This window comes from Chryseobacterium rhizoplanae (assembly GCF_900182655.1).
Lineage (GTDB): Bacteria > Bacteroidota > Bacteroidia > Flavobacteriales > Weeksellaceae > Chryseobacterium > Chryseobacterium rhizoplanae.
Genome location: NZ_FXTC01000007.1, coordinates 73,226 through 96,483, shown reverse-complemented (window position 1 = coordinate 96,483; position 23,258 = coordinate 73,226). Strand labels below are relative to the sequence as shown.

Below are 23,258 nucleotides of genomic sequence, written 5' to 3'. Positions count from 1 at the left end.
TTTATGTTGGCATTTTGCTTAATAAAGGGTGTCCTACCGGATCTGTCCCTTTTTGTAATAAATCTTTTGCAGCCATCACTGCCCAGCATTTGTCACTGGAGTGTATATTTCTGTAAAATGAAAGTAAAATATCAGGCTTTACGACAGTAAAACCATTGGCTTCTATAGTTTCAAGATCGTCTCTTTCAAAGAAATCTATGGTAATTCTGTGGAATTTATCATTTTCCAATTCTACTGTTTTCTCGTACCTGCGGAAGTTTTCCTCACTCGGAAGGTGATCATACCGGGTCCAGACTTTCTGGAAACCTTCCTGCTGAAGAATGATAACGACTTCTGCAACATTTTCTTTCTTTACAAAAACATCAATATCCTTATGGTCGTGAGCATGCTTATATTCCGTATGTCCTGTTTCAGACATAAAATGCCATGCCCAGCCCCCTGAGATAATGATTTTATCTTTTAATATGTTTAAAATTCCGAACCCTAACCGGATTCTGAATTCCGGCCAGACTTCACCGTATCTTTTTATGTTATGTGGTGCTCCCATTGCTTTGTTTTTAAATTAAAAGCTGAAAGTTTATAGTTGAAAGCTCAATATTTTCAACTGACAACTATAAACAATCAACCAAATTATCTGTCCATTCTTACAATCCTCGGCTGGAATGTTCCCAGGATATCCACTAATTCACTCTGTGCATTCATTACTTCATTGATGTCTTTGTAGGCCATTGGTGCTTCTTCTGCATTTCCACCCATCAGTGTGACATTTTTAAGTTTTAATTCTTTCTTGATATCATGCTGGGTGAAAAGGGTTCTGCATTCTCCCCTTGAATGCGCTCTTCCTGCGCCATGAGATGCTGAGTTCAGGGAATCCGGGTTTCCTTTTCCGCGAACGATAAATCCTTTCGCTGTCATGGATCCGGGAATCATTCCCAGTTCATTTTCGTTGGCAGGTGTGGCTCCTTTCCGGTGAACAATCACTTCTTTTCCGTTATGGATTTCTTTCCAGGCAAAGTTGTGGTGGTTCTCAATTCTGGCTTTTACTCTTCCGCCGACTGCTTTTACCAGCCTTCTGTGAATATCATCGTGACAGGCTGAAGCATAATCTCCGGCGAGATTCATTGCCGTCCAATATTCCAATCCAAGGTGTGTGCTAAGGTCCAGCCAGGCGAAGTTTTGAGCTTCTTTTGGTAATGGACACTGTTCTATAGCCACTCTTGAGTAATATTGGGCAATTTCTGCTCCAAGACCTCTTGAGCCACTGTGAGAAAGTATTCCCAGATATTTTCCTTTTGGCAGGCCAATCTGTTCATCTTCTTCGGTGATTTCTACTTCTCCGAATTCTACAAAGTGATTTCCTCCGCCTGAGGATCCCATCTGTTTGATGGCTTTTCCCTTTAATCTTCTTAAGATCGGGATCATATCGAATGTATCTCTTTCAAAAATCTCATGGTCTATGTGAGATTTGTGCGTTTCATACATCCCGAATTTTGTATGTTCGGCAAGCGCTTTTTCATATTTATCTCTTGCTCCTTCAAGATATGAAACAGGGGTATCCAAAATACTGAGGCTCATTCTGCAGCCAATATCCATTCCTACTCCGTAAGGAATTACTGCATTTTCCACTGCCAGAACTCCCCCAATGGGAAGTCCGTAGCCGCTGTGGGCATCGGGCATTAATGCTCCCTGTGTAGAAATAGGCAGTTTCAAAGCCGTGTACAGCTGATTTTTTGCCTCTTCTGAGATATTATTACCAAAAATCTGAAAGGAGGCACGCTGTGAATTCAGCATTCTTTTTTCCGTTTTTTTGGATGAAAGCAGGGTTTCTGCAATTTGTCCGAAAGTCAGATCTTTTTCAAATTCTTCCGGATTCAGCAGGATTTCCTTTAAAATCGATTTTACATGGTGAATATTCTTCGTTGCAAAATTTCTTTTCATGACTTCCAATGCTACATTTACGCTTTGATTATTTGGATAGCCCAATTTTAATATATCTTTTCCTTTAAGTTTTAAATTTCCCATTGTTTTTGTTTTAAATAACAGTTGGACTTATACGTCTTGTAAGCTTTCTGCAATCTCTGTTGCAGACATTTTGTAGTGAAAATATTTTGTACTTTCATTTTGATCAGATTTGTATTTCATCTTCCATGAACTTGGCCTTCCATATATTGTTTTATGGATAATCCCTGCAACCTTATGTTGTCTCAAATAGGACTCCAGCTCTGCATATTCTTTTTCAAGTTCGAAATCTACAGGCTTATAATGGGTAATCATATTGGGTCTTATTCTAAGGATAAACCTCCACGGTTCAATGAATTCGTAGTAAATCTCATACCTCTTCCTTAAAGGGCAATATTCTTCTTTTTGCAAAAAATACTGCCTTTCCATTGGTGTAAGTCCGAATTTCGGATCATTCCAGGCATATTCTGAAACTCTATTGAGCTTCTGCTCTCTTTCCACATAGATTCTTCTTCCGGATTTTCTTTTCTTTTTAAGAAATTTTCTGCTTTCAGAATACATGTAAGTATTAATTTTCTTCAGAACTCCTTCAAAGAACTCTCCGTATTTGGATCTCATTACATCTTCCCTTACCACAAAGAATCTTACAAATCCTCTTTGATAAGGCTTATCCAAAGGAATCCATTGGATATTTCGTCTGATGTCTGAAAGTTCTTCACTACGTCGATATTTTTTTCTGATCTGTTTTTCTACATCTTTTCTAATTGTTCTTTTTCTGCTTCTCAAGCTTCTCAGCCGGGAAAACAGAAGGTTATCATTTTCCATTGTTCACAGAAGTATGATGCGAGATTGTAAAGTCTTTTATCTCACACAACTTTTAATCAACTAAAACATTAGTTGAATGGATTAATAATAGACGTCTACAGTGTGAGGATATAATTCACCTGTTTCGTCTGTAATGACACTAAAAAAGATTTCGGGTAAACCTGGGAGTTTGAAATATTGCGCAATTAAAAACCCGAAATCTCTACGACTTCGGGTTTTGATATTGTATTGTACTGTTATTCTAAGAATGTACCAAACCGCGAAGCCTTACCACCATAAGTGGCAATCCAACTGTAGAATTCTGTTTAGTTCTGAACATTGCTTCGTCGTTTTATTATTGGTTAAACTTGATTTTCAGGTGCAAATATATAAATTTTTCTGAGAATCAAAATTATTTTTTTCACTTAAGGTGAATAATACTGAGAAAAATAGCATCAATAACTTTTGTCATTCTCTTGGTATCAAGGGTTTCCAGAGTGTCTGTGGGCTGGTGATAATTTTTATTTCTGAAAAAAGAGGAATCGGTGATCATGAGTGCCGGAAAATCAAAATTCCAATAGTTGAGATGGTCGGAAAAGTCTATTCCAGCAACAAATTTAGGTGCTGAGAAGGTTTCTGTTTTGATCTGCCCAGAGCCTTTAAAGTTGTCGATAAAGTTTTTTACAAACAGACCTGCCCCACTGAACTTTTTAGCTAAAGTAATAAAGTCTCCTTTATCACCGTAAAACCATGAAAGAATGCCTAAAGGAAAGCTCTGTGACCCCTTTTCATCTCTGAAGTATCCAATCATTTCCACGCTGGCCATTCCATACACATCAATATTATTGTCTTTTAAGTATTTTGCATGGACATAACTTCCCATATTTTCAGTCCTGAAATAAGGAGGTTCTTCCAATGTGTAAGCTACAAGATCAACTCTGTAGTTCAGCTTTTGTCCTTTAAGCATTCTTGCCAGCTCCAAGAGGGCTGTAACTCCGGTTGCATTATCATCTGCACCCTGCTGATCTCCGCAAACATCGTAATGAGCTCCTATAATGATTCGCTTCTTGTTTTCTGTTCCAAAGGAAGTAATTACATTCTTATATATTTTCCCGTCTACTTTATATTCCTGGTAAGCAGTGCTGTCACCATTGGCATTGAAAGTTTGATGGATATAGTCTGCAACTGCATTCAGCTGGTCTATATTTTTATGGTTCCTGAATTGTGGTGTTTGGGTAAGCGCTGTCAAATGTTTTTTAACCAAAGCAGTATCTGCAATGATCTTCGAGCTTTGTATGGATCTATTTTTCTTCCCTGAAGCTAACAGGAAAAAACCAGCGATAATAAATAAGCCTACGAGAAGAAACAGTTTTTTCCTCGTAGGCTTTATTATATTTTTCAGATTCATAAGCTGTGTTTTAATTTCAAATTGAAATTAAAGCTTTTCTGTTTATTTTTCTAAAAACCTCTCTAAAATTTCTACTGCACATTTCGGAAGGTTGGTTCCGGGTCCGAAAATAAAGTCTGCCCCGTTGGCATATAGGAATTCATAATCCTGTTGGGGAATTACTCCTCCTACAACGATCGTGATATCATCTGCTCCCAGTTTGGATAATTCTTCCACTACCTGCGGAACCAATGTTTTGTGTCCTGCAGCTAATGAAGATACTCCCAGAATGTGGATATCGTTTTCCACAGCTTGCTTAGCTACTTCTTCAGGAGTCTGGAACAATGGAGCAACATCTACGTCAAATCCCATATCGGCAAATGCTGTGGCTACTACTTTCGCACCTCTGTCATGCCCGTCCTGTCCCATTTTAGCTACCATAAGTCTTGGGCGGCGTCCTTCTTCTTCTTCAAATTTCTGAGTCAGATGAAGGGCTTTTTCAAAGTATTCGTTTTTACCGGCATTCATTGCGTATACACCAGAGATTGTTTTAATATTTGCTTTATATCTTCCAAAGGTTTCTTCCATGGCATCACTCATTTCGCCAAGGGTAACTCTTCTTCTTGCTGCTTCGATGCATAATGCCAGTAGGTTTCCTTTTCCTGTTTTTGCACTTTCACGGATTTCATTCAGGATTTGTTCTACAGCATCTGTATTTCGTTCAGCTTTAATAGTATCTAATCTTTCAATCTGCTTTCTGCGAACTTCTGTATTATCAATGTCTAAGATTTCTATCTGATCCTGTTTTAATGAGGATTTGAATGAATTCACTCCGATAATGAATTCTTCTCCACTGTCGATCTTAGCTTGTTTTTTAGCAGCAGCTTCTTCAATTCTCATTTTTGGAATTCCGGCTTCGATGGCTTTGGTCATTCCTCCTTCCTGCTCTACCTCATCGATGTACCTCATAGCTTCTTCGATCATTTGCTGAGTAAGGCTTTCCACCAGGTTACTTCCTCCCATTGGATCTACCACATCGCATATTCCGCTTTCCTGCTGAAGAATGATCTGTGTGTTTCTTGCAATTTTTGCGGAATAGTCTGTAGGAAGAGCAATGGCTTCATCCAGTGCATTGGTGTGGAGAGACTGTGTTCCTCCTAAAGCTGAAGACAAAGCTTCAATGGCTGTTCTTGTAATATTATTGAAAGGTTCCTGCTCTGTCAGAGACCATCCGGACGTCTGAGAGTGGGTTCTTAACGCCAGAGATTTTGGATTCTGAGGATTAAACTGTTTTAAAAGGGTTGCCCAGATGTACCTTGCGGCACGCATTTTAGCAATTTCCATGAAATGATTCATCCCGATTGCCCAGAAGAAAGATAGTCTTGGAGCAAAATCGTCTACATTCATTCCAGCTTTTATTCCTGTTCTTACGTATTCAAGACCATCGGCCAGCGTATAAGCCATTTCAAGTACCGGTGTGGCACCCGCTTCCTGCATATGGTATCCGGAAATAGAAATGGAGTTGAATTTTGGAATGTTTTGCGAAGTATATTCAAAAATATCAGCGATGATTTTCATGGAAGGTGCCGGCGGATAGATATAGGTATTTCTTACCATGAACTCCTTCAGAATATCATTTTGAATGGTTCCTGAAAGCAGTTCCTGTTTTACTCCCTGCTCTTCTGCTGCTACGATATAGAAAGACAAAATAGGAAGTACCGCCCCATTCATGGTCATGGATACTGAAATCTGGTCCAGTGGGATTTCATTGAAAAGGATTTTCATGTCTTCCACAGAATCGATAGCTACTCCTGCCTTTCCAACATCTCCTACTACTCTTGAATGATCAGAATCATATCCTCTGTGCGTTGCCAGGTCGAATGCCACTGAAAGTCCTTTCTGACCTGCGGCAAGATTTCTTCTGTAAAAAGCGTTGGATTCTTCGGCAGTAGAAAATCCTGCATATTGACGAACCGTCCAAGGTTTCTGTACATACATCGTAGAATACGGCCCTCTCAGATAAGGAGCAATTCCTGGAGAAGTCTGCGTTAATGATTCATCTTTTACATCTTTTTTCTCATAAGATGATTTGAGTTCAAGCCCGTCTTTTTCAAAATTGTAAATCTCTCTTTCCTGAGGTAATACATTAAAATCCGGTTTTTTCACAGAAATTGTCTTTCGCATTCCAATTATTTTTGTCCCCGTAAAGTTAATTTTTTTGAACGAAACATGAAACTTCTGTTAACGCTCTGTTTTACTTCAATTTAGCAAAAGAAAAAGGTCGGACAAATGCCCGGCCTTTCTTATTGGTATATCGTCTGCTTATTTTTTGATAAGCTTCGTATTGTAAGTGTTTTTGTCATCTTTTATCGTGATCACATACATTCCTTTGATTAATGAAGCAACATTAATTCTTTGTCCATCAATCTGACCTTCCTGAGCTAATCTTCCGTCAGCAGTATAGATTTTGTAATCTGCCTTACCTTTAAGATTTTTCACTTCTACGAAAGTATCTGCAGGGTTCGGATAAATTGAAATTTCAGTTGATTTAACATCTTTTGTTTCATTTACCGCAAGAGTACCTGTAATTTTTACTGGCAGATCCATTACTGAACCTCCTCCACTTGTAATATCTCCACAAGCACTTGCTAAAGCTGCAGTACCATACTTGGTAACAATTCTCATTCTTAAAAGCTTATCTCCGGCATATGTAGTTGAAGGAACTGTAAAATTTTGCGGTCCAAAGCTCACACTTCCTGCGGGAACACCTCCAGAAACACTAATTACTCTTTCAGCAATTTCAAATACTCCATTTCTGTTATAATCAATCCAAACAGAAAGATTTAAAGGAACATTCGAATTACTAAATGCTTGTCTTACTACAGGTGTAATAGCATACGCTGTTCCCTGAACCAAATTGACAATCTTACTAGGATCCTCAGATAAATCTTTATATGATCTTAATGAAGGATCATCATAAACAAGATTTGATATTGTTACTTTTCTGATTGCTCCGACATAAGATGTCCCTGAATTCATTATACAGTAATCAATCCCAGTTTTTAAGCCGTTTGTTTTAAATATATAGTTATTAGAGAATGCACCAGGAACATTGTTTACAACAGCGGCTACCTGCACTTCATAATTTGCTTCATCTTCAAGACCTGTTAACACCACTGAATTCATTGTACTCGTTGTATTTGACCAGCTTGAAGTACCTTGCTTTCTATAGTTAACAGAATATGTTGCTCCAGGTACATTATTCCAGGATACTCTGGCTGTTGTTTTAAATACTTCTGTGCTTATTGTTGTAAGCCCTGTCGGAGCAGCAGTTGTGGAAGTTGGAGCATCTGCAACGGTAACTTGAGGAGAAACGGCATAGAAAACGTTACCAATTGCTGATACTCTCAACTTAATTGGTGTCGTAATTGTATTTGGCATCTGCACTGTGAAGCTACCTGTATTAGGGGTAGAAGCTACTAAGTCTGTCCAGGTTGCTCCATTATCTGAAGTATAATCAATCTTTACGTTCGGTGAGTTATAAGGAGCTGTATTGGTATTGGCTACTTCCCACTGAATAACGTTATTAGCATTTTTATATAATACTGATGATGCAGTAAGTCCGTTAAACTTAAAAGGACCATCGTTTCCAATGACTGTATTAACTTCTGAAGATGATAGCATTGGTCTTTGTGCATTTTGATCTCTAACAGTTACGGCATAACTTACCGTTCTAGGAACATAAGATACAGTTTCCCAATTTGGATTAGGATTATTTGCAGCATCAGTTTTATTGGTCAGAATTCCATTCATCACTAGAGGAAGGCTTGGGAAATATCTTCTTCCACTAGCTGTTCCGAAACGGGATCTTGTCAAAGCACCCTGCGTATTATATCCCCATCCTGTATCTCCGGAAATTGAAGCTAAACTGGTAACACTATTTGTCTGTTCCCAAGTATAATTAATAGCATCTCCTTCTGCATCTGTTGCTAATGCATCAAGATAATAGGCGGTTCCTTTAGGAACTGTATATGACGTAAGTGCCGCTATTACAGGTGGTGTATTATTAGTAATATTTTCTGAAGTACCACATGTTGAAGGTTTACCTTCCAGGTTCGTTAAAATCTGATCTACGGATTTATAATGGAAATAGGCATCTGAAGACATTTGAACATTATCACTTGTAATCCCTGCATACCCCATAATAGTAGTTCCTCCTCCCGGTTCTACATTAACATTACTTCCTTCTGATTTATTCGAAAATGTATGATTCCCTCCTAACTGATGTCCCATTTCATGAGCAACATAATCAATATCAAAAGAATCTCCACTTGGGACATTATTAGATGGTGAAGTAAACCCTGATCCTTTACCCGCAGGCACAGCAGTGGTAGGGTCGACACATATACAACCTATACATCCGGCATTTCCTCCTCCTCCTGAAGCACCGAATAAGTGTCCGATATCATAGTTTGCATTAGTTACCTCAGCGGTCATAGCATTCTGAAGTTCAAGATTCCAAGCTCCAGCTACACCATCATCAGCAATTGAATAAGGGTCTGTATTTGGATCTGTATAGATAACATTCGGGAAGTTCTGAACCAATAATTTTATTCCAAAGTCTTTTTGAAACACACCGTTCACACGGCTCATCGTGTTGTTAATTGCAACCAATGCCGGAGCTCTCTTTTGATCATCAGTAGCTGTAGCAGGTACACCAGCCAAATTCATAAAGTATTGGGTATACTCTCCGGTAACAGAAACTGCTAGCCTGTAAGTTCTGAATTTTGTACTTGATGGTCTGTTAGTGATTCCTACGTTAGAAAGAGTCTTTTTTCCATTAGCTTCTAATGCTTTTATGTCTCTAAAGTTCTTTTCATCTGTAGCACATTCAAATCCGTGTTCGCTTTCTGTTCTGTTTGTTTTATAGAAAACACCATACACCTGTTTATCTGTAGTAATAGGTTCTATGAACTGAAACTTTCCGTCTTTGATAATCATGGACTGCATTTCTGTAGGTGCAGTACTGAATCTTACATATTTACCCGGATCATCTACCCCTACTCCAACATAAGATCCTAACTGATATTTGTCTGCAATAGATTTTTCCATTACCGGATCACTATAAACAGCAAATTTTTCAACTTTCCCTTCTGCCGTAGGAAGAGATACAATAACAGCCTGAGCTCCTTTTCCTGTTTCTACAGCATCTTTTAAAATGTTTCTAAGCGACTGCAAATCAAACCTATAAGAATACTGAACTTCTACTTCTTTTCTGATTTGTGATGTCCTTTGTGAGGCCGGTTCCCACCTCTGCGCATTAAAGCTGGACAGCCCAGCAGCCAATGCACAAATCAGTAAAATTCTTTTTTTCATAATTACTTAATTAATTTAGAATTAATAAACTTTAAATATCCAGCATAAAAATAAGAATTATAAACACAACCACATAAAAAAAAACGGTCAATTTTAAATAAAATTGACCGTTTTTTTAAATATTATTCTTTTTTATAGCTATTTCTTTATTCCCATCTCAAACAAAGCAAATGATATAAGATCTGCATTTTCACTGATGACCTGATCTGTTGCTCTTCCGGCTCCGTGACCTGCATTCTTTTCAATTCTCAAAAGAATAGGATTTTTACATGTCTGCTTTTCCTGAAGTTCTGCTCCAAATTTGAATGAGTGTGCCGGAACAACCCTGTCATCATGATCACTAGTGATGATCATTGTTGATGGATAGCAAGTTCCTGCTTTCACATTATGTACTGGAGAATAGGATTTAAGATATTCGAACATTTCTTTACTGTCTTCTGCAGTACCATAATCGTAAGACCATCCTGCTCCTGCTGTAAATTTGTTATATCTTAACATATCCAAAACACCTACTCCCGGGAAGGCTACTCTTGCCAGGTCCGGTCTCATCGTCATTGTTGCACCAACCAGTAATCCTCCGTTTGATCTTCCTGAAAGAGCCATGTATTGTTTTGAAGTATACCCTTTGCTCTGAAGATATTCTCCGGCAGCGATAAAGTCTTCAAAAACATTTTTTTTCTGTTGCTTTGTTCCTGCATCGTGCCATTTTTTACCATACTCACCTCCTCCACGGATGTTTGGAACGGCATAAATCCCTCCATTTTCCATCCATATTGCATTGACTACAGAGAATGAAGGTTGTAAGCTGATGTTGAAGCCTCCGTAAGAATATAGGATCGTAGGATTTTTACCGTCAAGTTTAGTTCCTTTCTTATAATTGATCATCATAGGAACTTTTGTACCATCTTTTGAAGTATAGAATACCTGTTCTGAAACATAATCGTCCGGATTAAACTTCACTTTAGGCTTTTGATATACTTCAGATTTTCCTGAGTCTACATTGAATTTATAAGTAGTTCCCGGTGTAATATAATTGCTGAAAGAAAAGTAAACATCCTTCTCTTTTTCTTTTCCTCCAAATCCTGAAACATTTCCTTTACCGGGAAGCGTAATTTCTCTAACCAGTTTTCCTGTTTTATCAAACTGCTTCACCTGATCTATAGCGTCAATCATATAGGTTGCAAAGAAATATCCTCCACCTGTAGAAATTCCCAATACATTTTCAGTTTGTGGAATTACATCCTTCCATGTTGCCGGAGCAGGATTGCTTATCGTAGTTTTAACAAGACGCATATTCGGAGCATCTTTATCGGTGAAAATGAAAAGGTCATCACCTTGAGTATCTACAATGCTGGCATTGATATCAAACCCATTTACTATTTGTACAAAATCACCTCCTTTCTGAAGGTCTTTTATGTATAACTCATTACCATTGGTAGCATTAGCAGCAGAAATGATCAGGTATCTCTGGTCTTCAGAAACGCCGGCACTTAAATATCTTCTTGGCGTTTTTTCTCCTCCGAAGATCAATTTATCTTCAGACTGTTTTGTACCCAATTTATGAAAATACACTTTGTGCTTGTCTGTCATACCGGAAAGCACTGTTCCTTCTTTCGGCTTATCGTAGCTTGAATAGTAGAATCCTTCGTCTCCCTGCCATGAAATCCCACTGAATTTCACATCCAGTAAAGTCTCATCAATCTGTTTTTTAGTAACAGCATCAATGATGATAATCTTGTTCCAGTCACTTCCTCCTTCAGAAATAGAGTAAGCCGCAAGGTTTCCTTTTTTATTGAATGAAAGATTGGAAAGCGAAGTTGTTCCTTTTTCTGAAAATTTATTAGGATCTAAAAATACTTCTGTAGCATTGGTTTTGTTGTTTGTTCTGTACAAAACAGACTGTGCCTGCAGACCATCGTTTTTATAATAATAGGTATAATCTCCTTCTTTGAAAGGAGCTGAAATTTTTTCATAATTCCAGATTTCCTTCAGCTGATTTTTAATTTTATCCCTGAACGGAATTTTAGAAAGATAATTCTGACTGTAAGCTACTTCTTCATCTACCCATTTCTTTGTAGGTTCGGAATCATTTTCCAGATCTCTGAAGGGATCAGAAACAGCAGTTCCGAAATAGGTATCTGTCTGGCTTCCTTTTAACGCTTTAGGATAATTCATTTTCTGAGAATAAAAAGATGCTGAAAATAAAACTCCAGCTGTTAACAATATAGGCTTAAAATTCATACTGATCGGTTTTTCTCAAAAATACGTAAAGTATGTGAAATAAAAAAAGTCCCTGTGTATTGGGACTCTTTATTCTTTAAAAGGATGTTTTTCAATTATTCATTGGCGCCGAAGCTTTCAAAATAAAAATCGGTAAGATTGGTAACAATCTCATCGGGGCTTCCGTTCCAATAGTATATTTTATCACCTTCTTTAAGTTCATAAAGTCTAAAATTTTGGTCGGTTGTTACCGTTTTATCAGCATTCTTAAAATCCTGAACTGCCTGAATAAGATACTTTTTAAGATCTTCAGCTTTTATTTTATTCAGGTCACCTTTTGGTCCGGAGGTTAGCTTTGAGGGAACAAGGAAGCTTACAGAATAACTTATTTCTGCAATTTTTTCTCCCTCAACATATTCATTCGGAACAACTTTTACATTTTTAACGGTCAGTTTTCCTGTTTTAAAATTCCCAAACATTGCGGTAAAGTACTCCTCTGCTTCTTTTTTACATGCTGCAGCCGTTGCCTTGGGGAAAGCAGACAGAAAATTCTCTACACTACCGCTCATCATTTCTTTTGATGTTTCTTTAAAATCTACCTGGTAAGCATTCTGCCCCTCCACTGTTGGTTTTAAGTAATCATTCAGCTTATTCAATGCAGCTTCGTCATTATTCACGAAAGTTCCGAAAAATAATTCGAAGGCTTCTTTAGGCTTCTTCACTTCAGTTTGAGCGATAAGTTGCTGCCCCATCATGGTAAGCAGCAGAAAAATAATTTTGTAGTTTTTCATAGTTGATATTTTTATGTTTAGTCATTTGAAAAGACAAAGCCCCTGAAGGATCAGAGGCTTTATTTTTATTTGTTTTAGTTTTAATAATTTTCTTCTTCTCCCTTCATTTTCTCTGCATTTTCCGCCATGATTACGGCATCAATCATTTCAGAAATATCTCCGTTCATATAAGCGTCCAGATTGTACATAGACTTGTTGATTCTGTGATCTGTAACTCTTCCCTGAGGGTAGTTGTATGTTTTAATTTTTGCAGAACGGTCACCGGTAGAAACCATAGATTTACGTTGTGCGGCAATATCTCCCTGTACTTTCTGTAATTCGATATCGTATAATTTTGTTCTCAGCATTTCCATTGCCAACTCACGGTTAGCTAACTGGGAACGAGCCTGTTGACAAACCACAACAAGTCCTGATGGTTTGTGGGTAAGCTGAACTTTCGTTTCAACCTTGTTTACGTTCTGACCTCCGGCACCTCCTGAACGGGATGTCTGCATTTCAATATCAGCAGGATTCAGTTCAAAATCTACTTCTTCAGCTTCCGGAAGAACAGCAATGGTAATGGCAGAAGTGTGTACTCTTCCCTGAGATTCTGTTTCAGGTACACGCTGTACACGGTGAACTCCGGATTCGAATTTCATGATTCCGTAAACACCTTCTCCTTCCACTTTCATGATCAATTCTTTGTATCCTTTTGCTGCTTCGTTAGAATCTGTCACTTCATGTCTCCATCCTTTTGTTTTGAAATACATGGTATACATTCTGTAAATATCTTCTACGAAAATAGCCGCTTCATCACCACCTGTTCCGGCACGTAATTCTACGATAACGTTTTTGTCATCGGCAGGATCTTTAGGAATCAGTAATACTTTCAGCTCTTCTTCCAATCCCGGAAGTTTAGCCTGAGCTTCCAGCTTTTCTTCTTTAGCCAGATCTACCAGATCCCTGTCTGAACCGTCTGCAATGATCTCTTCAGATTCTGCAATACTGTCCAGCGCCCCTTTGTACTGATCGTAAACTCTTACAATTTTCCCCAAATCACTATATTCTTTGTTCAAAGAAGAATATCTTTTTTGGTCTGAAATGACATCAGGCTGTATAATAAGGTCTGCAACCTCGTTATATCTTTGTTTTATAGCTTCTAATTTTGGAATTAATGATTTAGACATTGTAGAAATTTTGTGGGTGCAAAGATAAGGATTATTAATTCAAAATTAAAATTACTGATGATCATAAATTTTTGAGCATTAGGGATAAAGGGAGCAAAACTGTAAAAAGGTGGATTTACAAATTTCCCTATCAGTATTTCTGTACAGTTAAGACTTGCTCTGATATTGTCTGGAAAGTCTCCTGTCAACCCAATATAAAATAATTCCTACCGCAATAATTCCCACTCCTATAAGGCTTTCTTTAGGATTATGAATAAATGTGAAATAGAGAATATAGATGCTGAACAATAGAAAAACGGCCGGAAAAATATGAAACGCGTTCGACTTAAAAATTTTCCTGTCTTTTTTCTTCAGGAAGAAAACGGTAGAAATTGCCAGACTTGCAAAAAGCTGTAAAATAAAAGCCGTGTAAACAAAAATTTCTTTAAAGCTTCCCGTTAGAATAATAATAGTTGCAATGACTGCATGAGCAAAAATAGCTCTTACGGGAATTCCTTTTGCATTTCCTGCTGATAAAGGCTTCCATATGTGGGTATGATTTGCAAATGCCTGTGTCAACCTTGAACCAACCCATAAATACCCGCTAATCGTAGCAACCAGCTGCAGAGCAATAAAAATATTGACAATCTTTCCAAAGGCAGGCCCCAGCATATTAACAGCCGCTTCTCCCATCACATCTTCTTTTCCCGCCAGCTGACTTACAGGGGCATGTTTCAGCATAATATAATTCACCAGAATATAGCTTACCGTCACGAAAACAGTTCCAATGATCAAGGATTTAGGAAGGTTTTTCTGAACATCTTTTATTTCTCCGGCAATATAAGATGCCGAGTTCCAGCCTGTGTAAGAATAGGTTACAAATACAAGAGAAGTAGCAAAAGCAGGAAGCATGATCTCATTCTGCCAGCTGTTACTGAAATTCAAACTGTTGCCAAACTGTGGAGATTCTGAAAGTCCAACGCCAAGGATGACCAGGACAATTATAAAGGCTATTTTAATGAAGGTGAAAAAGTTATGAAACCTGCTGGATGTTTTTAAGCTGAATGATAATGACACTGCCACGAGAAAAATAGCAGCAATCGCAAAACCATTTCCAAAGGTATAATCAAATACGGAAAGATATTTTGACATGGCCAACGCTGCCAGTGCGACAGGAGAGGAAAATCCTATAATCAGAGAAATCCAGCTTATCAGATATCCGAACAAAGGATGATAGGTTTCTTTAAGGTAAATAAAATCACCTCCGTTCCCTTTGAAATGTGAACCTAACTCGGCATAGCAAAAAGCCCCGAACAAAGCAAGAATTCCTCCGATGGCCCATAACAGGAAAATACTGTAGGTATTGGTAATATCGGATAACTGAAAACCGAGGGTTGTAAAAATTCCGGTTCCTATCATATTGGAAACGACAATGGCAGCGGCTGTTTTCCAGCCAATCTGATGTGAGGTAGTACTCATTTAATGATTAAAAGTTAAAATTAAGTCTTCCGAAGAAATAATTCCCCAGTGTTCCCATCTGAACCGGTGCATATTTGAATACTCCATAGTATGAATTTTCATAAATCTGGCGATCCGGAAAGACATCAAATACATTATTGGCCCCTACTGTAAAGTTGATACTTTTGGTGATATCATACCCAACGCTGATGTCAGTCACTACTTTTGGGGAAAATTCCTGTACTCCTCCAAATGGATAACCATCTCTTATTACTTTACCAAAATAAGTATTTCTTACGAGAAAATTGAATTTTCCGATTCCATAATTTAATCCTAATGAAGCTTTGGTTTTTGGAGACAATGTTTCAATGATATTGATCTGATCGGGACCAAAAAACTGATCCTGAGGCGTTTCTAAATTTTCAGGAAAATGGAAATCTGTGATTTTTGTTTCTGTGTAATTTCCGGCAAGATTCATATTTAATTTTCCATTCCCGAGAATCCAGTCATAAGAAACCACTACATCTACTCCTTTTGTTTCTGTATCAATAGCATTGGCAAAGAATCTTCCGCTTTCTACCTTAAACTGGTCTAACCTTGAGTCTGTAATATTGCTGGTAACCACAATTCTGTCTTTCACTTTAATCCAGTATCCATCTATGGTGATCGTCAGGTTGTTTATAGGTTTCAGCGTAAATCCAGCACTCGCGTTAATAGAAGTTTCCTGTTTGAGTTTATCAAATCCAAGAATTCTGGCAGCTTCGCTATCGTTGCTGAATATTCCTTTGGTAACAATCTTTGAGCCGGAAGTAGAAATATCCGCATAGGAATTATTGAAATACTGCTGCTGAAGCGAAGGTGCTCTGAACCCTGTTCCAACCGCTGCTCTTATTGCATAATTTTTTATGAATTCATACCGGACGGCAAGCTTTCCATTCAAAGTATTTCCGAAATCTGAATAATTTTCAAACCTGGCAGCAGCGTCAATATTTAATTTTTTATCTAAATCATAGGAAACATCCGCATACACGGCCGTTGAATGTCTGTCTTTTTTCAAGGCATTGTTTGGAGAAAAACCGATAAAGGATTGAGAACCACCTGCACCAAGCACTGTTGATCCTTCAGTGGCCACATTTCCATTGATGTCATATTGGGTATAAGAAGCTTCATCCCCGGCTTTGATCTGGTATTGTTCAAATCTGAATTCTCCCCCAAATGCGATATTGAAACGGTTTATATTTTTGGAAACATCAAGATTAATAGTATTCTGAAGAAAGCTATGCGCTCCTGCATAAAATCGGGTTGGAGATTTTGCTCCCAGAGAAGCATTGTTGGTGTTGCTTACATTATAATTGAAGGTATTGCTGCCGAATGTATTGCTTAGGTCAAACAGCCATTCATTGACATTATATTTTGCACCTACAGCATAGGAAATATCATATACCTGAGATCCAAGAGTAGCCTGAAAACCATTCGGATAAATGGATGAAACCACGTTAGACTTTTCGCTCGGCAGCCTTCTGAAACCAAAGCCTTTTCCTTCTTTAATGCTGAAACCTCCGAAAGAATATACTTTAAAATTATCGTTAAAAGGGTATTCTGAATTGAAAAACAACTGTCCCTGTCTGATCTGGGCATCTCCGATCTGAAAATTGAAATCATCACGGGTCAATCCTCTTTTTTCTATTTCTGCATCATCCGCAGCTCTGGCCGCTTTTACGGCTTCAGCATCACCAGCAAATTCATAAGCGAAATTATCTCCGAAAATATCCAGATCATGATTTTGAGTTCTTGTAGTTTTACCCCTGTGGCTTAACTGCAGGGAAAGATTGATATACCCGTCTTTTTTTCCTAATGAAGTTCCGTAATTTACTCCCGCCTGATAAGTGTCCCCATCATTTCTCCCGGTCAATCCGTAAGTAAGACTTGCAGAGGCTCCTGCATTTTTTTTAAGAATAATATTGATTACTCCTGCAATTGCATCAGATCCGTACTGTGCTGCAGCACCGTCTCTTAACACTTCTATTCTATCAATAGCAATGACAGGAATTGTGCTCAGATCTGTTCCCACAGAACCATTTCCCACGGTATTTTGATAGTTGACCAAAGAGGTTGTATGTCTTCTTTTCCCGTTAAGCAATACGAGAACCTGATCAGGCCCCATTCCTCTTAAAGTTACAGGATCAATATGTTCTGTACCGTCAGAAGCAGACTGCCTCACTGCATTAAACGATGGGATCACATAATTCAGAAGATCCTGAGCCGTCATTTGCGGAGAACTCCTTTGAATTTTGTCAATATTGATAACATCTACAGGAACCGGTGTTTCGAGTTTTGTTCTTTTGACATTACGGTTTCCAACGATGATAATATCTTCGATTTGTTTTCCTTTTTCTTCGTTTTCCTGAGCAGCAGCCCAAATGGCCCCAAGCAATAATACCGCTGTACTTAATTTTTTCATTTTTGTTCTTGCCAATTAATAATAACAGTCTGACGGATATTTCCGCAGATATACAAGACTTCAAGAAATGGAATTCATATAAGAATATTGACTTCACTTATCTCCCCCGAAGGGTTGGAATTAGCACCTTTACACTTCTGGAATCGTGCAGGTTGCTAAGGTTTCTTTGGGCCAAATCCCTCCACCTTTCTTGATAAATCTACTGCAAAAGTAGACTAATTTTTTAAATACACAAAAAAGGCAAACCTGCTACACTGCAAATCTGCCTTTTATTATTTTATAGAGCTTGTTTAAAGTTTTATTTTTGAAACATTAAGATGATAAGAGTGTTAAGATAAGCTTCGCTTTAAGCTTAAAAATCAGAATGATTCATCTTAACTACACTTTATTTCTTAAATCCTTCTTAATGGTTTCAATATATTCTACATTTTTATAAGTCTAAACAACTCCATAATTTGTTTTATTTGATCATCATCTTTTGAATGGCAGTTCCTGTTTCTGATTTCAGCTGAACCAGATAAGTTCCTGCAGGATAACTGACTTTCATTTCATAGGTACCGTTTTCTTTATTTAGTTTGAATGAATCCAGCTTTTTACCGGTCATATCAAAAATCAAAATTTCTCCGTTTTTCGCTTTGTTAAAAATTAATTTTGCCACTCCGTTTTGTATCGGGTTATCCGCAATCTGAAGCGATAATTTATGTACAGCGTTTGGATCTGTTGTTGACAGCGCACCTGCATAATTTCCGAAAATTCTGAATTCTCCCGGCTGTAAAGTTATCGGAGCCGTGGTAGAAGCGATATTCGAAATACTGTCATCCATCAGGTTCTGCCATTGCCCTGTGTAAGGAAAGTATGGAACTACATTTTTTGCAGAGGTATCGTAATTGGCCAGTACCACCACATTTTTTATTCCGGTTGTTATAGCCGGATCATACAGATAAATTCTCGTGATCAATCCATTTGGATCATTAGTCAGGTTATTGGATTCTATACTGTACGTTTTAGTTTTAAAAATCTGATGGGTATTTCTGATCGTGATTATTTTAGCCCATGTATCATACACAGCTTTTCTGTTTATGTTCGTATCATAGTTTAAAGTGAATGCAACAGGCTTTTCATCAGTTCTGCACCCGTTGCTGATAGTACCATCTGCACATCTGTTGATACTGAACTCATATCCTAATTCACCAAACTGCCAGATCATTTTCGGGCCGGGAATGGTAAAGAAAGTTGCTCCGAAAGTCTTCATTCTTTCAAGAGCAGTATTCAGATTTTTAACATCGTAACTTCCGTTGACAGCTCCGTAAGCAAGGTTTTTAAACATCAGCCTTTCTTCATCATGACTTTCTCCATATCCTACAGCACGCATATTGGTAAAACCATGAAGACTATGGTTCATTCTGTCATAATTACTGTTGTCTTTATATCCCATGGTATTCTGGTTATATGGATCGGTTTGTTTATTCCAAAGCATCACTCCTTTTCCTTCTGCTACTCTGTAGTTTGCCCATTGCTGCTCTTCTGCATCCGTTCCCAGGTGTTCAAAGATCATATATGAATTGGGATCAATTGCCCATTGCCTGTCTGCATAATGTTTCATAATATCAACCCTGTCCTGCTGATAAGCATTGGTACAGGCTTCATCATTTTCAGAGCAGCTTTGGGTAAATCCTTTGGTTAAGTCCCAGCGGAATCCGTCAATGTGATATTCCGTCAGCCATTGCTCAAGACATCTTTCAACGTAATATTGAGTTGAAGGGCTTGTATGATTAAAATCGTTAAATACATTGTATGAATGTTTCGGAACCTGATTGAAATAAGGGTTGTTTGCTGCCACATTTCCATAACCATCACCATCCGGATCTATATTCCAGAGTCTCACCAGAGGTGAACGTCCTGTTGCGTGGTTAAATGCTACATCCAGAATCACCGCAATTCCATTCTGGTGGCACAGGTCTACAAATTCTTTGAATTTTTCAGGAGTTCCATAGGCTTTATCCAGTGCATAATGGAAAGAGGTGTTGTAACCCCAGGAAAGATTTCCGTCAAATTCCATAATGGGAAGTAATTCTATTGCATTGATCTTTAGGTTTTTTAAATAAGAAATTTTATTAATCAATGACTGCCAGTTCTTTTCCTGTGTGAAATCTCTCAATAATAATTCATAGACCACCAGATCTTCTTTCGCTGGTCGTTGAAAATTGGTTGTCTGCCAGTTATAAGCGGTCTGACCAGTTTTAAATGTTGAAACCTCAAAACCTTGTCCGGCAGGAAATGCTGGTAAATTCGGATAGGTTGAAGCTGAAATCCAAGCATCATCATAAGAAGATAAAATCTGTGGTGAATAAGGGTCTGCCACTTTTCTCAAATCATTTGTTCTGTACTGGAAAGTATAGAGCTGCTGAGGCGTAATGCCGTTGAGTTCAATCCAATAAAGATCAGGGTTTGTGGTGTCTCTTTTCATTAGATATGTGTCATTCACCGCCCAGTTATTAAAACTACCAATGACATGTACAAAACTTTTGCCTGGTGCATATAACGCAAGTCCCACTTTGGTCTGATCTGTCGGAAGATAATTAATCCCCTGTTTAATCCAGTTTGGAATGGCTTCAGAAACAACATTTCTCGGAACCTGTAAAATGAATGTCGCAGTTTTAGAATTAACTCCTTGCGTTGCAACAAGTTCCATGCTGGCATCCTGAGTGACTGTATAGCTGTAAGAATAGGTCTGTGAAGGAGTTGTCGTTGAGTTAACAACAGTTCCGTTTGCTTTTAGCTGAAATGTTGCGTTGGTATTTGTTGTAGCTGTAATATTAATAGCGTTCCCTACCGGAACAGAAGTCAGACTATTGGCCAGCGGATTGGTAAGATTTAAGCTTAAAGTACCCACATTCACAAATATGTCCGGAGAGGTCTGATGGGATCCTGTTTTATCTTTCAATAAAAACCCAAACCTTCCGATTCCTGTTCTTCCATAAAAAGAAGTAGGTGTAAAAGTAAGTGAATAACTATCGGTTGCTGCATTATAATTCAGCTTATTCAGATCATTGGAATTGTTCCAGCTTCCATTGGTAGGACAATCCTGGCTGTTCTGATAATTGGTATCAAAAGACCACGTCCAGATATAAATAGCATTATTGGAAACACCCCAAGCGGACTCATCAATCTGATCTCCTGGAACAGTAAGGGTAACAGCATCTGTCTCGTTGAATGGATTAGGTGTAATTGTATAGTTGATCTGTCCAAAAACAGCCATTGCAATCAACAGAAAAACAACGGAATAAAGCTTTTTCATTTCTTATTTTTTATCGAATATAGTATAAATTTTTCTTCATAACGATTATTCTTGTCCATTCATCATCAAATATTTCAATTTTCCTGGAAAAAAAAAAATTAAAAAAAGGCTCATGAAAATTTCATGAGCCTCTCAATAAAAGTAATTGTAATGAACTATTTTTTGGACGAAAATTTTTCTTATTGCAATTCTGTTAGTCTTTTATAATCTTTTTAGAAACGGATTGTCCGTTCTTTAATTTTAATTCCACGATATATAACCCTGAAGGAAGTTCAGTCATATTGATCTGATGATCTGAGAACTGTACATTCATTTTTTGTCCTACTGCATTAACAACGTTTACTTTGTCAATCACGGAATCTGATTTAACAGTAAGAATTCCTTTTGTCGGATTAGGATACATTCCTGTTACTGCATTATTCAGTCTGATATCTGAAGTGCCCAAAGAAGATGAAGGTTTAATACATCTTACTGAAGACCCTTGCCCTCTCATAGCTCCAGCCGATGGGTTTGCAATAGTGGATCCGATATACAGATACTTCGCCCCTAAACTTGATGTATCTGAACTCCAGAAATATCCTCTCTGGCCTACGAAAGTAAAGTTCCCGTCACTGGAGCTTCTGTACCCTCCTGCCGGTAATTTAAGATTGCTGCTGTAAGCTGTTGCCGGGTTACCGATACCTTCAGCTCCTATTAAAATCGTCCAATCTGCCTGGGAAGGCATTTTCCAGTCTGCTCCTATAGCTTTACATGGATCTACCCCAGTAGAGGCATTAGCTTGTGAAGCTGTTACTCCATTCCATGTGTCTGAACCCGCAAAACCTGCCCACCATGCCGGAGACCCTGCAATATATACGCCTCCCGCAGCAGCAATTCCTTCCGGCGTATTAGGTGAAGGCGCTTGTGCTGTCTGTGAATTTCTAAGCTGGTGGCCGTCATCCCATCTTCCCCATTGGAAAAGATCTCCGTATGAATTCTCGTCTGCTATTGATGAAGCAACCTGTGTACTTCCAAGGTTCTGCTGAAGCCAGATTTTTCCGTCAGCAGCTCTTACCGTGGAATAAGCAACCTGCTGACCACGATACATAAAACTTACACAACCCACATCTCCTGCATTGGTTCCCGGGTCTGTATTGCTGCATGTCTGAGGATTTAACGTCAGAGAAATTCTTTTCACTTTTGTAGTATTTTCAGAATAAGCAAGGATAAGATAATTGTTTGCCTTATCTATAGCAAGATCGTTGTATTTAGCTTCACCATCCGAAACAAAGTCACCTCCAAAAGCAACCCAGTTTTGTGAATCGTCTAATTTATAAACCGTATTTCTTAGGAAATTATCATTTTCAAAACGGCTGGCAACTACATACGGCTTCCCGGATTCTGTCACTGCCAAAGCAACATGCTGAACTTTTCCGTCCGAAAAATTAGCATTTCCAACCTGAACCCAAGAGTTTCCGTCAAACTTTTTAACATTCAGTTTTCTGCCGCCTCCTGAATTTGAAACATAGGCTACATAAATCGTATTAGATCCATCCAAAGCGATATCGGCATTGTACTGTTCTCCTGAAGAAGAAGCATCTGCAGCAGTACCTCCTACCAGGCTCCAGTTTTGTGAAGGGTCTGCACCAGTACTGTTCTGATATACTTTTAACCCTCCGGAAACATTGCATGTATACACCATATCATTGGTTCCAATCACCATTTCTGCAAATTCTGCACCTCCTGAAAAACCGGCATTTCCTACCTGTTCCCATGCACCTGCAGTATATCTTTTCACAGTTCCGGAGCCATAAGACCCGTAAGTGAATATAATATTATCAGAAGATACTGCAGAAGCCTGATAATTTACAGAACTGTCCGTAGCATTCGGAAGCTGAGACCATAAGGATCCAGTGAACAAACGAACTTCCATCCCTGAATCCGGATAGCCAAGCTGATTGGTATAATAAAGGCTGTTTCCATTAGAACTTATAGACAATGAGTTATAAGTTGCCGTTCCTGTTGTAACGCCCGCACTTCCTCCCAAATATGACCATGAATTCCCGTTAAATTTCTGAACAGAACCTTTGGCTATGGAAACATCATAATATGAAAGATAATAATTTCCTGAGTTGTCAATAACTAAATTGTTAAAGCTGCTTCCCCCCGCCGATACATCCTGAGCGCCTCCAACATTTTCCCATTGCTGAGCATACAGGCAGCTTCCGGCGATCGTCAGTAACGATAATCCCGTTCTGATTTTCTGTATTGCAAAATATAAATCTCTAAACATATAAAATATTATTTTTAATTATTCTAAATTTAATTTAATTTTGCGCAAAAGTACCTCACATAATTAACCCCGAGTTATCATTTACGA

The 23,258-nt window shown here is 38.3% G+C and carries 13 protein-coding genes and 1 riboswitch; all 13 genes read right to left on the bottom strand.

Translation table 11 applies throughout. The features are described from left to right. Nucleotide 1 precedes the first annotated feature (1 nt). Nucleotides 2-547: a nucleotidyltransferase family protein gene (locus FN817_RS15965; RefSeq protein WP_142718815.1), complete on the bottom strand. Its 546-nt coding sequence runs from the start codon at nt 545-547 to the stop codon at nt 2-4. 83 nt (nt 548-630) lie between these two features. After that, nucleotides 631-2,022, bottom strand: coding sequence for an RtcB family protein (locus FN817_RS15960; RefSeq protein WP_142718814.1), 1,392 nt, complete (start codon nt 2,020-2,022; stop codon nt 631-633). 27 nt (nt 2,023-2,049) lie between these two features. Next, nucleotides 2,050-2,784: a hypothetical protein gene (locus FN817_RS15955; RefSeq protein ID WP_142718813.1), complete on the bottom strand. Its 735-nt coding sequence runs from the start codon at nt 2,782-2,784 to the stop codon at nt 2,050-2,052. 400 nt (nt 2,785-3,184) lie between these two features. Beyond that, nucleotides 3,185-4,171: a M28 family peptidase gene (locus FN817_RS15950; protein ID WP_142718812.1), complete on the bottom strand. Its 987-nt coding sequence runs from the start codon at nt 4,169-4,171 to the stop codon at nt 3,185-3,187. A gap of 42 nt (nt 4,172-4,213) precedes the next feature. Then, entirely contained in the window at nt 4,214-6,334 is a 2,121-nt protein-coding gene (gene scpA, locus FN817_RS15945; protein WP_142718811.1) for a methylmalonyl-CoA mutase, read from the bottom strand. A gap of 138 nt (nt 6,335-6,472) precedes the next feature. Continuing rightward, nucleotides 6,473-9,526: a reprolysin-like metallopeptidase gene (locus FN817_RS15940; protein ID WP_142718810.1), complete on the bottom strand. Its 3,054-nt coding sequence runs from the start codon at nt 9,524-9,526 to the stop codon at nt 6,473-6,475. Nucleotides 9,527-9,664: 138 nt separating this feature from the next. Then, nucleotides 9,665-11,767: a prolyl oligopeptidase family serine peptidase gene (locus tag FN817_RS15935; protein ID WP_142718809.1), complete on the bottom strand. Its 2,103-nt coding sequence runs from the start codon at nt 11,765-11,767 to the stop codon at nt 9,665-9,667. 95 nt (nt 11,768-11,862) lie between these two features. After that, the gene (locus FN817_RS15930) at nt 11,863-12,537 is read right to left on the bottom strand and encodes a hypothetical protein (RefSeq protein WP_142718808.1); all 675 of its coding nucleotides are present in this window, start codon (nt 12,535-12,537) and stop codon (nt 11,863-11,865) included. An 80-nt stretch (nt 12,538-12,617) separates the two neighbouring features. Beyond that, the gene (gene prfA / locus FN817_RS15925; protein ID WP_047424606.1) at nt 12,618-13,703 is read right to left on the bottom strand and encodes a peptide chain release factor 1; all 1,086 of its coding nucleotides are present in this window, start codon (nt 13,701-13,703) and stop codon (nt 12,618-12,620) included. Nucleotides 13,704-13,850: 147 nt separating this feature from the next. Continuing rightward, complete coding sequence (locus FN817_RS15920) at nt 13,851-15,161, bottom strand: APC family permease (protein WP_142718807.1); 1,311 nt, start codon at nt 15,159-15,161, stop codon at nt 13,851-13,853. 7 nt (nt 15,162-15,168) lie between these two features. Then, nucleotides 15,169-17,601 (bottom strand): TonB-dependent receptor plug domain-containing protein, encoded by a 2,433-nt coding sequence (locus FN817_RS15915; RefSeq protein WP_142718806.1) that lies wholly within the window; start codon nt 17,599-17,601, stop codon nt 15,169-15,171. 94 nt (nt 17,602-17,695) lie between these two features. Continuing rightward, nucleotides 17,696-17,801: riboswitch (SAM riboswitch) on the bottom strand. Between the two features lie 260 nt (nt 17,802-18,061). After that, entirely contained in the window at nt 18,062-20,899 is a 2,838-nt protein-coding gene (locus tag FN817_RS15910; protein WP_142718805.1) for an alpha-amylase family glycosyl hydrolase, read from the bottom strand. A 193-nt stretch (nt 20,900-21,092) separates the two neighbouring features. Next, nucleotides 21,093-23,171, bottom strand: a complete 2,079-nt coding sequence (locus FN817_RS15905; RefSeq protein ID WP_142718804.1) for a T9SS type A sorting domain-containing protein — start codon at nt 23,169-23,171, stop codon at nt 21,093-21,095. Between the last annotated feature and the right edge of the window lie 87 nt (nt 23,172-23,258).

Coding starts and splice junctions, on each gene's coding strand:
- FN817_RS15955 (WP_142718813.1), bottom strand. CDS start 2,784: ATGGAAAATGATAACCTTCTGTTTTCCCGGCTGAGAAGCTTGAGAAGC.
- FN817_RS15965 (WP_142718815.1), bottom strand. CDS start 547: ATGGGAGCACCACATAACATAAAAAGATACGGTGAAGTCTGGCCGGAA.
- FN817_RS15930 (WP_142718808.1), bottom strand. CDS start 12,537: ATGAAAAACTACAAAATTATTTTTCTGCTGCTTACCATGATGGGGCAG.
- FN817_RS15915 (WP_142718806.1), bottom strand. CDS start 17,601: ATGAAAAAATTAAGTACAGCGGTATTATTGCTTGGGGCCATTTGGGCT.
- FN817_RS15910 (WP_142718805.1), bottom strand. CDS start 20,899: ATGAAAAAGCTTTATTCCGTTGTTTTTCTGTTGATTGCAATGGCTGTT.
- scpA (WP_142718811.1), bottom strand. CDS start 6,334: ATGCGAAAGACAATTTCTGTGAAAAAACCGGATTTTAATGTATTACCT.
- FN817_RS15960 (WP_142718814.1), bottom strand. CDS start 2,022: ATGGGAAATTTAAAACTTAAAGGAAAAGATATATTAAAATTGGGCTAT.
- FN817_RS15905 (WP_142718804.1), bottom strand. CDS start 23,171: ATGTTTAGAGATTTATATTTTGCAATACAGAAAATCAGAACGGGATTA.
- prfA (WP_047424606.1), bottom strand. CDS start 13,703: ATGTCTAAATCATTAATTCCAAAATTAGAAGCTATAAAACAAAGATAT.
- FN817_RS15950 (WP_142718812.1), bottom strand. CDS start 4,171: ATGAATCTGAAAAATATAATAAAGCCTACGAGGAAAAAACTGTTTCTT.
- FN817_RS15935 (WP_142718809.1), bottom strand. CDS start 11,767: ATGAATTTTAAGCCTATATTGTTAACAGCTGGAGTTTTATTTTCAGCA.
- FN817_RS15920 (WP_142718807.1), bottom strand. CDS start 15,161: ATGAGTACTACCTCACATCAGATTGGCTGGAAAACAGCCGCTGCCATT.
- FN817_RS15940 (WP_142718810.1), bottom strand. CDS start 9,526: ATGAAAAAAAGAATTTTACTGATTTGTGCATTGGCTGCTGGGCTGTCC.